This window comes from Streptomyces sp. NPDC026500, assembly GCF_055567635.1.
The window spans coordinates 21849-35636 of sequence record NZ_JBVHQB010000001.1 but is presented as its reverse complement, the minus strand read 5'-3'; the positions used below and the strand labels follow the sequence as shown (position 1 = coordinate 35636).

General features: G+C 70.6%; 10 protein-coding genes, 2 tRNA genes and 1 riboswitch. Of the genes, 9 read left to right on the top strand and 3 right to left on the bottom strand.

Annotated elements, in window-relative coordinates; translation table 11 throughout:
* Positions 1-170 precede the first annotated feature (170 nt).
* The 4 genes from ACZ4N5_RS00125 to ACZ4N5_RS00110 all read left to right on the top strand — a co-directional run bounded on the left by ACZ4N5_RS00125 (position 171) and on the right by ACZ4N5_RS00110 (position 5396).
* Positions 171-689 (top strand): hypothetical protein, encoded by a 519-nt coding sequence (locus tag ACZ4N5_RS00125; protein WP_467754907.1) that lies wholly within the window; start codon positions 171-173, stop codon positions 687-689.
* A 518-nt stretch (positions 690-1207) separates the two neighbouring features.
* Complete coding sequence (locus tag ACZ4N5_RS00120) at positions 1208-3418, top strand: DEAD/DEAH box helicase (protein ID WP_467754906.1); 2211 nt, start codon at positions 1208-1210, stop codon at positions 3416-3418.
* Between the two features lie 248 nt (positions 3419-3666).
* On the top strand, positions 3667-5202 hold the full coding sequence (locus ACZ4N5_RS00115) for an amino acid permease (protein WP_467754905.1): 1536 nt from the start codon (positions 3667-3669) through the stop codon (positions 5200-5202).
* 121 nt (positions 5203-5323) lie between these two features.
* Positions 5324-5396, top strand: a tRNA-Lys gene (locus ACZ4N5_RS00110).
* 134 nt (positions 5397-5530) lie between these two features.
* Here ACZ4N5_RS00110 and ACZ4N5_RS00105 read toward each other — a convergent pair.
* Together ACZ4N5_RS00105 and ACZ4N5_RS00100 are read right to left on the bottom strand one after the other, a co-directional pair.
* Entirely contained in the window at positions 5531-6184 is a 654-nt protein-coding gene (locus tag ACZ4N5_RS00105; protein WP_467754904.1) for a GTP cyclohydrolase II, read from the bottom strand.
* Between the two features lie 121 nt (positions 6185-6305).
* Positions 6306-6815, bottom strand: a complete 510-nt coding sequence (locus ACZ4N5_RS00100; protein WP_467754903.1) for a MarR family winged helix-turn-helix transcriptional regulator — start codon at positions 6813-6815, stop codon at positions 6306-6308.
* A 79-nt stretch (positions 6816-6894) separates the two neighbouring features.
* On the opposite strand from ACZ4N5_RS00100, the gene ACZ4N5_RS00095 reads away from it, so the two are divergent.
* From ACZ4N5_RS00095 to ACZ4N5_RS00075, 5 genes are all read left to right on the top strand, one after another.
* Positions 6895-8034 carry a dihydrofolate reductase family protein gene (locus ACZ4N5_RS00095; RefSeq protein ID WP_467754902.1) on the top strand — a complete coding sequence of 380 codons (1140 nt, stop codon included), beginning with the start codon at positions 6895-6897 and terminating at the stop codon, positions 8032-8034.
* Between the two features lie 123 nt (positions 8035-8157).
* A tRNA-Met gene (locus ACZ4N5_RS00090) sits at positions 8158-8231 on the top strand.
* 309 nt (positions 8232-8540) lie between these two features.
* Positions 8541-9638, top strand: coding sequence for a PP2C family protein-serine/threonine phosphatase (locus ACZ4N5_RS00085; RefSeq protein ID WP_467754901.1), 1098 nt, complete (start codon positions 8541-8543; stop codon positions 9636-9638).
* Positions 9639-9943: 305 nt separating this feature from the next.
* Positions 9944-10100, top strand: a riboswitch (cyclic di-AMP (ydaO/yuaA leader).
* A 12-nt stretch (positions 10101-10112) separates the two neighbouring features.
* Positions 10113-11147: a M23 family metallopeptidase gene (locus ACZ4N5_RS00080; protein ID WP_467754900.1), complete on the top strand. Its 1035-nt coding sequence runs from the start codon at positions 10113-10115 to the stop codon at positions 11145-11147.
* Positions 11148-11370: 223 nt separating this feature from the next.
* Entirely contained in the window at positions 11371-12315 is a 945-nt protein-coding gene (locus tag ACZ4N5_RS00075) for an aldo/keto reductase (RefSeq protein WP_467754899.1), read from the top strand.
* A gap of 112 nt (positions 12316-12427) precedes the next feature.
* On the opposite strand, the gene ACZ4N5_RS00070 is transcribed toward ACZ4N5_RS00075, so the two are convergent.
* The gene (locus ACZ4N5_RS00070; RefSeq protein WP_467754898.1) at positions 12428-13774 is read right to left on the bottom strand and encodes a PrsW family intramembrane metalloprotease; all 1347 of its coding nucleotides are present in this window, start codon (positions 13772-13774) and stop codon (positions 12428-12430) included.
* Positions 13775-13788 lie beyond the last annotated feature (14 nt).

Below are 13788 nucleotides of genomic sequence, written 5' to 3'. Positions count from 1 at the left end.
ACTCGCCGCGCGGGAAGCACGAGCTTCCCGTACGCCCCTCGGGCCCGGTTGGGCCCGGGGGGCGCGTGTCCTCCTGCGGGCGGCGGGAGTTGGACAGAGGGAACTCCCGTTTCTCCCCACGCTCCCGGTTCCTCTCGAGCGGGGGACACCCCATTCGGAGGTGGCCGCCCGTGCGCGCCTTGTACGTACCCGTCCGTCTGGCCGCCACGGTCATGGCCGTTGCCGCCGCCGCCGGTTGCATGAGCGTCGGCGACGACGCGGGGCGTCCGGGGCCCTCGCACTCGGCCGGGCGACGGGCCGGCGAGGCACCTGGTGGTGGGACCGTGGCGGGAGGCGGCGGCGTCGGGTCGTACGGCGGGAAGAGCCGACAGGGCGCCAAGGGCGACAAGGCCTCGCCCAAGCCGGGGGAGTCCGCGTCCGACGGCGCGTCGGAGTCGGCGTCCCCGGGTGCGAAGCCGTCCGCGAAGGTGCCGCAGAAGGGCGGGGGGCCGTCCACGGACCCCGTGCCGCCGGGCGACGAGCCGAGTCCCACGCGGACGACGGCGGAGCCGACCCCCGAGCCCCCGCCCGCCTCGTCGCCGTCGGCGCCCGATCCCGGTACGGCGGAGCCCTCGTCGTCGGCGCACGAGCAGCCGGTGACGCAACTGGTCCAGCGGGAGCCGGCACCCGAGGCGGGCTCACCCGTGTAGCGGGGGCGGGGGGCCGAGGCGGGGACAGGTGCCGCACGGGGGGCGTCGGCGTCGGGCGCACGGACGTCGTGGGCTGTCGGTGTCGGCCGCCGTCGGCCGCTGTGGATGCCCTGAGCCGCTGGTGCCGGGCGCTGTGGGCGTCGTAGGGCAGTCGCGGGGCCGCCGTGCCGGGCCTCGTGGATGTGGTGGACGTGCCGGATGTGGCGGGGTTCACGGGGATCGGGGCCGTGGATGTGGCCCGTTCAACAGCGCGGTCGGCGCGGCCGAGGTAGCTTTGTTGATGCGAGCGGGTGGCTAAGAACGCATCCTCACCTGGTCGTATGGGGCTCAGTTTGCCTTCATGGGGGAAGGGTGCGTATGGTAGTAGATCGTTTGATCCCATTTGCCCGGCGCCGCCGCAGAGAGCGCCGCGTGGCGCGTACTCTCCCTTGCCGTGGCCGGACCGCATAGAGGCGGTCGTTTGCGACTTCACGGAGTTTGGGCGCGTGCCGAAGAACTCCGGAAGGTTCGCATTTCGCATGTCTGTTTCCAGTACTGATCACGTCGTCGTGCCCGAGAACAACGACGCGGTCGAGGCCGCTGAGGTCATCGAGACCCTCGAGGCCGTCGAGGTCATCGAGTCCGTCGAGGCCGTCGAGACCGCCCCCGAGATGACCTTCGAGGACCTCGGTCTCCCCGAGGGCATCGTCCGCAAGCTCGCGCAGAACGGTGTGACCAGCCCCTTCCCGATCCAGGCCGCGACCATCCCGGACGCCCTGGCCGGCAAGGACATCCTCGGCCGTGGCCGCACCGGCTCCGGCAAGACCCTCTCCTTCGGTCTGCCGACCCTCGCGCAGCTCGCCGGCGGTCACACCGAGAAGAAGAAGCCGCGCGCCGTCATCCTCACGCCGACCCGTGAGCTGGCCATGCAGGTCGCCGACGCGCTGCAGCCCTACGGCGACGTCCTCGGCCTGAAGATGAAGGTCGTCTGCGGCGGTACGTCGATGGGCAACCAGATCTACGCCCTGGAGCGCGGCGTCGACGTCCTCGTCGCCACCCCGGGCCGTCTGCGCGACATCATCAACCGCGGCGCCTGCTCGCTGGAGAACACCCAGATCGCCGTCCTCGACGAGGCCGACCAGATGTCGGACCTGGGCTTCCTGCCCGAGGTCACCGAGCTGCTCGACCAGATCCCGGCCGGCGGCCAGCGCATGCTGTTCTCGGCCACGATGGAGAACGAGATCTCCACGCTGGTCAAGCGCTACCTGACGAACCCGGTGACGCACGAGGTCGACAGCGCCCAGGGCAACGTCACGACCATGTCGCACCACATCCTCATCGTGAAGCCCAAGGACAAGGCGCCGGTCACCGCCGCGATCGCCTCCCGCAAGGGCCGCACGATCATCTTCGTCCGCACCCAGCTGGGCGCCGACCGCATCGCCGAGCAGCTGCGCGACGCCGGTGTGAAGGCCGACGCGCTGCACGGCGGCATGACGCAGGGCGCGCGGACCCGGACGCTGGCCGACTTCAAGGACGGTTACGTCAACGCGCTCGTCGCGACCGACGTCGCCGCCCGCGGTATCCACGTCGACGGCATCGACCTGGTCCTGAACGTGGACCCGGCCGGCGACCACAAGGACTACCTGCACCGCTCCGGCCGTACCGCTCGCGCGGGCCGCTCCGGCACCGTCGTCTCGCTGTCGCTGCCGCACCAGCGCCGCCAGATCTTCCGGCTGATGGAGGACGCGGGCGTCGACGCCGCGCGTCACATCATCAACTCGGGCACGGCCTTCGAGCCCGAGGTCGCCGAGATCACCGGCGCCCGGTCGATGACCGAGGTCCAGGCCCAGTCCGCGGGCGACGCCGCCCAGCAGGCCGAGCGTGAGGTCACCCAGCTCACCAAGGAGCTGGAGCGCGCGCAGCGTCGTGCCGCGGAGCTGCGCGGTGAGGCCGACCGTCTGGTCGCGCGTGCCGCGCGTGAGCGGGGCGAGGACCCGGAGGTGGCCGTCGCCGCTGCCGCCGAGGCCGTTGCCGAGCAGGTCGTCGTCGAGACCTCGGCCGCCGAGGCCGTTGTCGCCGAGCAGACCGAGCGTCCCGCGTACGAGCCGCGTCAGCGCCGCGACGAGCGGGGCAACTACGAGCGCCGTGACAACGACCGTGGCGGCTTCCGCCGTGACGACAACCGTGGTGGCGGCTTCAACCGTGACGACCGCGGTGGCCGTTCCTCCGAGCGCCGTGACGACAACCGTGGCGGTGGCTTCAACCGCGACAACCGCAGCGGTGGCGGCTTCAACCGTGACGACCGTGGCGGCCGTTCCTTCGAGCGTCGTGACGACAACCGTGGCGGTGGCTTCAACCGCGACAACCGCAGCGGTGGCGGCTTCAACCGTGACGACCGTGGCGGCCGTTCTTTCGAGCGTCGTGACGACAACCGTGGTGGCGGCTTCAACCGCGATGACCGTGGCGGCCGTTCTTTCGAGCGTCGTGACGACAACCGTGGTGGCGGCTTCAACCGTGACGACCGTGGCGGCCGTTCTTTCGAGCGTCGTGACGACAACCGTGGCGGCCACCGGGGCAGCGACCGTCCCTTCAACCGTGACCGTCAGGGCGACCGTCCCGCGGGCGGCAGCTTCCGCTCCGGCCACGACCGCCCGACCGGCCGTCGTGACGACCACCGCACGACGGGCACCGGCACCGGCACCGGCACGTTCCGCCGTGACGAGAAGCCGCGCTGGAAGCGCAACGGCTGATCCAGCCTGACGTGAACCATCGAGGGCCCGTACGACTCCGGTCGTACGGGCCCTTCGCGTTGCCCCGATCAGCCCGATCGGCCCGCTGACCTCCCGGCAGGGCCACGGGAAGGGCGCCTTCGCGGAAGAGGTCACCGGCCGCGGGTGAAGATCGAGAGGGGCCGAGCAGGCCCGCACGACCCTTTTCCGGCCAATGTGCTGCCAGTTTCAGCGCATGTCATGCCCGCGGCGAGGGAATCGCTGGGGGCATGAAAGATGACGCCATGGCGAGTGGGCTGTCGGACGAAGAACGGCTTGCCCAGCTCGGCTATACGCAGGTTCTCGCCCGCCGCATGTCGGCGTTCTCCAACTACGCGGTCTCCTTCACGATCATCTCGGTCCTGTCGGGCTGTCTGACGCTGTATCTGTTCGGCATGAACACCGGCGGTCCCGCCGTGATCACCTGGGGCTGGGTCGCGGTCGGCCTGATGACGCTGTTCGTCGGGCTCGCGATGGCCGAGATCTGTTCGGCCTACCCGACGTCCGCCGGGCTGTACTTCTGGGCGCACCGGCTCGCCCCTGAGCGCAGCGCGGCCGCCTGGGCGTGGTTCACGGGCTGGTTCAACGTCCTCGGCCAGGTCGCGGTGACCGCCGGCATCGACTTCGGCGCCGCGTCCTTCCTCGGCGCCTATCTGAACCTCCAGTTCGACTTCGTGGTGACGCCGGGCCGCACGGTCCTCCTGTTCGCCGGAATCCTGATCCTGCACGGCCTGCTCAACACCTTCGGCGTGGGGATCGTCGCCCTCCTCAACAGCATCAGCGTGTGGTGGCACGTCATCGGTGTCGCCGTCATCGTCGGCGCGCTGACCTTCGTACCGGACCACCACCAGTCGGCGGAATTCGTGTTCACGAAGTTCGTGAACAACACGGGCTGGGGCAGCGGGGTCTACGTCGTCCTCATCGGACTCCTCATGGCCCAGTACACGTTCACCGGGTACGACGCCTCCGCCCATATGACGGAGGAGACCCACGACGCCTCCACGGCCGGCCCGAAGGGCATCGTGCAGTCCATCTGGACCTCGTGGATCGCCGGATTCGTCCTGCTGCTCGGCTTCAACTTCGCCATCCAGTCGTACGACAAGGAGCTGGGCTCGGCGACGGGCGCGCCCCCGGCGCAGATCCTGCTGGACGCTCTCGGCGCGACGACCGGGAAGCTCCTGCTGCTGGTCGTGATCGGCGCCCAGCTCTTCTGCGGCATGGCATCGGTGACGGCCAACAGCCGCATGATCTACGCCTTTTCACGCGACGGCGCGCTGCCGTTCTCGAAGGTGTGGCACACGGTGAATCCGCGCACGCGGACCCCCGTGGCGGCGGTCTGGCTGGCCGCGCTGGGCGCCCTGCTGCTCGGCCTGCCGTACCTGATCAACTACGCGGCCTACGCGGCCGTGACGTCGATCGCGGTGATCGGCCTCTATGTCGCGTACGTCATCCCGACGCTGCTGCGGGTGCGCAAGGGTGACGCCTTCGAGCGCGGACCCTGGCATCTGGGTCGCTGGTCCCGGCCCGTGGGGGTGATCGCGGTCGGCTGGGTGGTCGTCATCACGATCCTGTTCATGCTGCCCCAGGTCTCCCCGGTCACCTGGGAGACGTTCAACTACGCCCCGATCGCCGTCCTCGTCGTCCTCGGCTTCGCCGCGGCCTGGTGGCTGGCCTCGGCCCGGCACTGGTTCCTCAACCCCGACCACCAGCGCACGATCGCCCGTGAAGCCGCCCGCAAGGGTGCGCCCGAACCGGTCGATCCCTGACCTTGTGCGCTTTTGGCGCGGCCGGGTCCCCGATACCCGATCGGAGTCCCGGCCACGTCCCGCTATGCTCGGGGATGCATCGGCGCCGGCCGGTGCGCCGTGTCGGTGTTGTCCGGTGCGGGGACCCTTAGCTCAATTGGCAGAGCAGTGGACTTTTAATCCATTGGTTGTGGGTTCGAGTCCCACAGGGTCTACGGAAAAGCCCCCGGCTCAGAGGACATCTGAGCTGGGGGCTTGTTTCTTCTCGGGGGTCTCACGCCGTCCCACCGGCCCGCCGCCGGCCCGAGGGAACGTGTGGCGCAGACCCACGAGTTGGGGCGCGGGGGCGTCAGCCCGCCGAGAGTCCCGTGAGCTCCGTGATCTCCGTGAGTTCCGGCAGCGGGAGCGTGTGCTGCGTCTGGAGGACCTTGGCGCGCAGGTAGCGGACGTTGTGGGCGGTGGTGAACACGCCCGTCGGGACTCGGTGGGAGACCGTGATGCCGAGGTCGCGGAGCTGCTCGGCCTTGTCCGGGTTGTTGGAGAGCAGGTCGAGGGAGCCGATGCCGAGGGCCCGGAGCATCTGGGCGGCCGCCGTGTAGTCGCGGTCGTCCTCGGGCAGGCCGAGGGCCGCGTTGGCCGCGTAGGTGTCGAGCCCCTGGTCCTGGAGGGCGTACGCGTCGAGCTTGTTGTAGAGGCCGATGCCGCGGCCCTCCTGGCGCAGGTACAGCAGGACGCCGCCCCGGTCCGCGATCTGCTCCACTGCCTCGCGCAGCTGGGGTCCGCAGTCGCAGCGGGCCGAGCCGAAGACATCGCCGGTCAGGCACTCGGAGTGCAGCCGCACCAGCGGGTTCTCGCCCGGCTCGCCGAGGACGACGGCCAGATGCTCCTTGCCGTCCTCGAGGCCGTGGAAGGTCACGAGTTCCGCGTCGACGGAGTAGCCGTCGCCGAAGCGCAGGGGCACGCGGACGCGGGTGCGCACGGTGGCGGTGGGGTGGTCGCGCATCTTGTCTCTCCGTCCAGCGGGTCCGTACGAGATGGTGCTTCAGATTTGAAGCACTGTCTCGGGAGGAGACCCTACATCTGCTTCAAACTTCAAGCAATGGGGTTCGTTCCCCTCGCGTCCTTCACGAGGAGCAGGAACGCCGCCGCCACGGCAGATCTTCCCCGGCCGCCCCGGAATTCCCGTCCTGGATCGCCCGTGTGATGGTTCCGCAGATCTCATCCAGCTGTTCCACCTGCTCAGGCGTCAGATGGTCGAAGATCGCCGTTCGCACCGTCTCGACGTGTCCCGGCGCGACCCGCTCCAGGAGGGCCATGCCCGCGTCGGTGAGGACGGCCATGTGCCCGCGCTTGTCGGTGGGGCAGCCCTCCCGGCGTACGGTGCCGTCCTTCTCCAGACGGGTCACCGCGTAGGTCAGACGGCTGCGGGTGATCTTCTGGGCCTCGGCGAGGTCGGTCATCCGCAGTCGCCGGTCCGGCGCCTCGGACAACTTGGCCAGGATGGAGTAGTAAAGGTGGGGCATCCCCGCCTCGGCCTGCAGCCGGCGGTCGATGGCGTCCTCCAGCAGGGAGGTCGCGGAGAGGTACGAGCGCCAGGCGCGCTGTTCGGCGGCGGAGAGCCAGCGGGTCGTCATGAGACCAGTCTAGGTATTGTTTAAAACTTGAACCACTGACTTGAACCACTGTGCGCGTGTGACCGGAGGATGCGTCCCGATGCCCCGTCCCTACGTCCTGCTGTCCGCCGCCGTCTCCCTCGACGGCTTCCTGGACGACACCGGCCCCGAGCGGCTGCTGCTCTCCGGCCCGGCCGACTTCGACCGGGTCGACGAGGTGCGGGCGTCCAGCGACGCGATCCTGGTGGGTGCCGGCACGCTGCGCACGGACAACCCGCGGCTCCTGGTCAACTCCGCCGAACGACGTGCGGCCCGTGTCGCCGGCGGCCGTCCCGAGTACCCGCTGAAGGTCACCGTCAGCGGTTCCGGTGATCTCGACCCGCAGGCGCAGTTCTGGCACACGGGCGGCGAGAAGGTCGTCTACACGACGGACAAGGGCGCGCTGCGGGCGGCCGCCCTGCTGCACGGCCTCGTCGGCGTCGACGTCGTCCCGACCGGGCCCGACCTCGACTGGCGTGTGCTGCTGGAACACCTTCACGACGTACGCGGGGTGCGCCGCCTCATGGTCGAAGGGGGCGGGAAGGTCCACACCCAGCTCGTGCGCGAGGGACTCGCCGACGAACTGCAGCTCGCCGTCGCCCCCCTCTTCGTCGGGCAGCCGGACGCGCCGCGGCTGTTCGGGCCCGGCGCGTATCCCCTGGGCCGGCTGCGGCTGGTGGAGACACGGCCCGTCGGGGACGTCGTGCTCATCCGGTACGTCCCCACCGCGCCCGGCACCGGCCCCCTCGCGTCCGCGGCGGACCGGCGCTGGCTGGAGCTCGCCTGCGAGCTGGCGGCGCTGTGCCCGCCCTCGAAGACCGCGTTCAGCGTCGGCGCCGTGGTGGTCGCGGCCGACGGGACCGAGCTGGCCCGGGGCCACTCCCGCGAGGGCGACGACCCCGTCGTGCACGCCGAGGAGGCCGCCCTCGCCAAGATCGGCCCCGCCGATCCGCGACTGGCCGCCGCCACCGTCTACAGCAGCCTGGAACCGTGCGCCCACCGCGCCTCCCGGCCCGCGCCGTGCGCCCGGCTCATCCTCGACGCCGGGGTGCGCCGGGTCGTCACCGCCTGGCGCGAGCCCGACACCTTCGTCACGGACGCCGACGGGAACGGGCTCCTCGCCGCCGCGGGTGCCGACGTCGTCGTCCTCCCCGAGTACGCGGACCGGGCCAAGGCGCCCAACGGACATCTGCCCGACTAGGCCTCGCTCGGCCCCGGGTGTCGTGCGCAACGGCGTCGGCGAATGCCCGCCGACGCCGCCGAAGGGGTGCGTCTGAACGTGTGTGCTTCGGGTCCCGCGGATGGCGTACACTGGTCCTAACGACGCGGGGTGGAGCAGCTCGGTAGCTCGCTGGGCTCATAACCCAGAGGTCGCAGGTTCAAATCCTGTCCCCGCTACTCAAGGCCAAGGGCCGGAACTCGGATTCACGAGTTCCGGCCCTTGGTGTTTGTCCCGGGGCCGGTTCTCTCCCGGGATCGTCCTCCCACCCGGCCCTTTCTGCTGGGTCCTTCTCTCAGCCCCTTCTCCCGGGAGGTTCCCTCCGGCAGTCGGCGGCATCCCCCGGTCGGGCCACACCGGTCGCCCGCCGTCGGAGCTCCGGGTCTTCTGGACGGGTGGGGCAGCCAGGAGGTGAGCAGCGGACCGGAGAACTCCATGACCGGGCCGACGGGCCGTCGTCCGGCGGCCGCGGGCCCAGGAACGCCCCGTTGCCCGCTCCGGCGGCAGCGGGTTCCCGCAGGATCTCCTTCGCGCGCGCCTTCGTCCGGACCCTGCCCGCGCTGCTCGTCGTCGCCGGGATCTTCTACGACTACTTCACCCCGGGTGACTACACCGCGGCCCCCCTCTTCACGGCCGCACCCCTGGTCGCCGCGCCCCTCTACTCGCTGCGTGGCACCGTCCTCGCCGGCGTCGGCGCCGTCGGCGCGGTGTTCCTGGTCCACTCTCTGCTCGGCATCGTCCTTCAGGTCGACGCGGTCACCGAGACGGTCACCGTGGCGACGGCCGCCATTCTCGCCGTCCTCCTCAACATCGTCGTCCGGCGCGGTGACGAACGGCTCGCCTCCGTCCGGGAGATCGCCGAGTTCGCGCAGCGCGCCGTGCTGCCCGAGCCCGCGGAGCGGATCGACGGCCTCGATGTCGCGGCCCGCTACGAGGCGGCTCAGGAGGACGCGTTCATCGGCGGTGACCTGTACGCGGTGCAGGACTCCCCGTACGGCGTGCGGCTGGTCGTCGGGGACGTACGGGGGAAGGGGATGACCGCGGTGGCCGCCGTCGCCGTGGTGGTCGGCGCGTTCCGGGAGGCGGCCGAGCAGGAGCCGACACTGGAGGCGGTCGCACGGCGCCTGGAGCGGGCGCTGACGCGCCCGGGCACCCTGCACGAGAGCCCTGACGCGTTCGAGGAGTTCACCACCGCCGTCCTCGCGGAGATCCCGCGCGACGAGGACGTCGTCCGCATCGTCAACCGCGGCCATCCGCCGCCCCTGCTCCTGCATCCCGACGGCACGCTCGTCACGCTCGGCGCCGAGCCCTTCGCGCTGCCGCTCGGGATGAGCGAGCTGGGAACCTGGCCCGACCGGGCGGTACAGAGCCGCTTTGCGCGCGGGGCGATGCTGCTCCTGCACACGGACGGGCTGTCCGAGGCCCGCGATTCACGCGGGACGTTCTACGATCCGGCCGCGTGGCTGGCCGGACGGGTCTTTCCCGGCCCCGACGCGCTGTTGACCGCCCTCTCCGAGGCGGTCCGCCGGCATACGGGCGGCGCTTTGACGGACGACATGGCGCTGCTCGCCGTCCGGCGCTTTTGACGGGTGCTCGCTGAGGGGATCTCCGCAGAGCTCGGGAGGTCCTTCGCGTGCCACACGTACGGCCATTTCAGGCATGGTCACGAACGGTGATCGGACCGTTCCCCTCCGCATAACATCTGACATACCGTCAAGGGAATCCGTGTCGACGGGATAGGGTCAACTCGCCCGTTTTTCACCGCTCATGACCTCAAAGTCCAGGCCAAAAGCCGTTAATGATCAGCCCGAACAGCTTGGAATTCGGTGCCTGAGTCTATTAACGTTCGATAACGCAGCGCGGTCGTTACAGCCGTCACAAGAGGTGGCTCCGTGCGCACGTGCCGAATCCCGCAAGGGAACCGGGGAACCATCAACTTGGGGTGAATCGAGCGTATTCCGCCGTGGGAACACGGTGGCTATACGCGCGTAGGAGACCTTCCTGCTCCGAACCCGTCAGCTAACCCGGTAGGCGGCAAGGAAGCAAAGGAGTGCGCCCACGTGGCATCCGACCGGCCCGCTCAGCCGACCTCGTTCGCGCCGAATGACACACATACCTTCGGCTACGGCAAGGACGAGGGCCCCTGGGAGGAGTGGAACCCCACCGAGGATTCCGTTCTTCCCGTCCGCGGCCGGCACCGCACGGGCAAGCAGCGCGGCGGAGGACTCGCCCGCAGCTCCACGGTTCTCGGCGTAGGCGTCATAGCCGCCGTCGGCGCGGGTGGCATCGCCAGCGCCGCGCCGGGCAAGCCGCCCGTCTCGATCTCGCTGCCCGACCTGTCGTCGGTCACCCAGTCCGCCAAGGCCCTGATATCGGACGGTGGATCCAGCGCCCCCAAGGGCTCCACGACTCCGCTCACCAATGCCGGTCTGACCAGCGCCGACGCGGCGCAGGGTGCCACGGACGCGGGTGAGGCGCTGCGCTCCCGCATCATGCAGCAGGCCCAGTCGCAGCAGAACCAGGCCGACACCGCCACGCAGCAGGCAGCCCAGGCCGCCGCCGCGAAGAAGGCCGTCGCGCTCGCCGCCAAGCAACAGGACGACGCGGAGGCCAAGGCCGCCGCCGCGAAGCAGAAGGCGGAGGAGGAGGCCAAGGCGAAGGCCGAGACCGAGCGACTCGCCGAGCTCGCCAAGAGCTACTCGCTGCCGACCTCCTCGTACACCCTGACCTCGCGCTTCGGCGAGGCCGGCTCCATGTGGTCCTCCGGCTACCACACCGGCCTCGACTTCGCGGCGCCCACCGGCACGCTCATCAAGGCGATCCACAGCGGCACCATCACCGAGGCCGGCTGGGCGGGTTCGTACGGCTACCGCACGATCCTCACCCTCGACGACGGTACGGAGCTGTGGTTCTGCCACCAGTCGTCGATCAGCGTCAGCGTGGGCCAGAAGGTCGCCACGGGTGATGTCATCGGACGCGTGGGCGCGACGGGCAACGTCACCGGGCCGCACCTGCACCTCGAAGTGCACCCCGGCGGCGCCGCCACCGGCATCGACCCGATGGCGTGGCTCCAGAGCAAGGGCCTCAACCCCTGATCCGTACGGGCTCCTGAGCCGTACGAGCCGTACGGCGTCCGACGCGGGCGGGTGTGACCCCTGACGCGTGCCGTACGCATGTCCTCCCCGATCTCCGGCGGCCCTGACGTCATCCCCCCCGACGTCAGGACCGCCGGTCAGGCGGATACGGACGCCTGCGCGCACCGGCCCGTCCGGAGTGAGCGCGGAATACATGCATCCGGCACGGGTGTTGACGTCGTACATGACTTCTCTTCGCAAGCTCGGTTCGTCCGACCTCGAGGTCTTCCCGCTCTCCCTCGGCGGCAACGTCTTCGGCTGGACGGCCGACGAGACCCGGTCCTTCGCCGTGCTCGACGCCTACGCGGCCGCCGGCGGCAACTTCCTCGACACCGCCGACTCCTACTCGGCGTGGGTCGAGGGCAACGAGGGCGGCGAGTCCGAGACCATCATCGGCAAGTGGCTGAAGACCCGCGGCAACCGTGCGGAGATCGTGGTCGCCACCAAGGTCAGCCAGCACCCCGCGTACCCCGGGCTGTCCGGTGCCAACATCAAGGCCGCGGCCGACGCGTCGCTGCGCCGTCTGGGCACCGACCACATCGACCTCTACTACACGCACTTCGACAAGCCGGAGGTGCCGGTCGACGAGATCATCGGCGCCCTCGACGAACTGGTGAGGGCCGGCAAGGTGCGGCACATCGCCGCCTCCAACATCTCGCCGGAGCGGCTCCGGGAGTCCCTGGAGTTCTCCGACCGCGAGGGCCTCGCGCGCTACGTCGCGCTCCAGCCGCAGTACAACCTGGTCTCGCGCGACACCTACGAGGGCGCCCTGCGGGACGTCGCCTCCCGGGCCGGTCTGGCCGCCGTCCCCTACTTCGGACTCGCCGCCGGTTTCCTCACCGGCAAGTACCGCCCGGGAACGACCGTCGACTCGCCCCGGGCGGCGGGCGCGGCCAAGCACCTCGGCACGGAACGCGGGCCGCGGGTCCTCGCCGCCCTCGACGAGATCGCCGGGGCCCACGGCGTCGCGGTGCCGACGGTCGCCCTCGCCTGGCTGGCCGCACAGCCGACGGTCGCCGCGCCGATCGCCTCCGCGCGCACGGTGGAGCAGCTTCCGGCGCTGCTGGGGGTCGCGGACCTGGTGCTGACGGACGAGGAACTGACGCTGTTGTCGAAGGCCTCGGCGTAAGCAGGGGCCGAGCGTCGGCGCGGCACCGCCGGTGTCGACCGGTTGTGCCGCGTGCCGGGAGCGTCGTGTTCCCGGGGTGACGGATTCCGGGCGTGCCAGGGCTGTTCCGCGCCTATGTGCGGTACGGGTTGTACGCGGGATACGGAGCCGGCGCCGACGCCTGTGCCGGTGGTCCGTAGGGCTGCGCGGGCGGGGCGGCGTACCCGTATCCATGGGCCGGCCAGGGCGGTGGCGCGGGCAGCGGTGTCGTCGCGCGGGCCGCGTAGGCGAGGGCCGGGCGGGCGATCTCCCGGCGGCGCCACAGCTCGTCGAGCAACTCGCGCTCCCGTACGACGAAATCGGCGCCGGCTCGGCCCCGGCGGCCCCGGTGGCGCAGGAACGCGAGCGAGGTCGCGTACGCCTCGTACTCCGCCACCGAGCGTGCCGCGGTCTTCCCGAAGTGGTGACCGGCGTACTCGCGGGCGAGCCGCCGTGCCCGCATCGAGCCGAGGGCCCACGGCTCGGTCGCGCCCAGCCACCCGGCGACGGTGTACGCGGGCAGCTCCGTGCGCACGGTGTGCAGCTCGCGCTGCCGGGTCCAGACGACCAGCCAGGTCAGCAGCCCGAACGCGGGCACCATGAACGCGGCGTACACCCCGAAGAACCCGAACTCGCCGAAGTCCGACGAGCTGTTCCAGATCGCGTGCATGCCCATCGCGAGCAGCAGTCCGGCGAGGGGGAGCAGCACACGGCGTACATGCTGGCGCTCGGCGGACAGCGCCGCGACGCCGAACCCGATGCCGGTCAGCACGGTGAACAGCGGATGCGCGAAGGGCGACATCACCACGCGGACGAAGAAGGTCGCGGCGGTGACGGAGGTGAGCCCGCTCTCCCCGCTGAGCTGGTCGGAGCCGAAGGCGGTGCCGAGGTAGAGGATGTTCTCGGTGAACGCGAAGCCGGTGGCGGTGATCCCGGCGATGACGACACCGTCGACGATCCCGGTGAAGTCCCGTCTGCGGAAGAGGAAGACCAGCAGGACGGCCGCGGCCTTCGCCGACTCCTCGACCACGGGCGCTATGACGGTGGCGCCGAGCGTGTCGGCGCTGGACGGATCCGCGGTCGCCATCGCTATCCACCGGGTCGCGAAACTGTTGGCGACGATCGCGATGAGCGCGGCCGCGCAGGCGCCCCAGGCGAAGGAGAAGAGCAGGTTGCGCCAGGGGCCCGGTTCGACCCGGTCCAGCCACCGGAAGGCGGCTATGAGCAGCGGCACGGGGAACACGGCCAGTCCGAGGCCGACCAGGAAGCCCTCGGTTCCGGTCTGTTCGCGGACGAGGGCGAGGATCACCAGACCCGACATCGAGAGCAGGGTGATCAGCGCTCCGTACCGGACCCATCTGCGCTGCCACCAGTGCGGATGTATCGGCGCAGGTCCGGCGGGGCCGCCGGGCTGTGTCGGGTACGGAGGATGGATGGCCACGGCATTGACCCTAA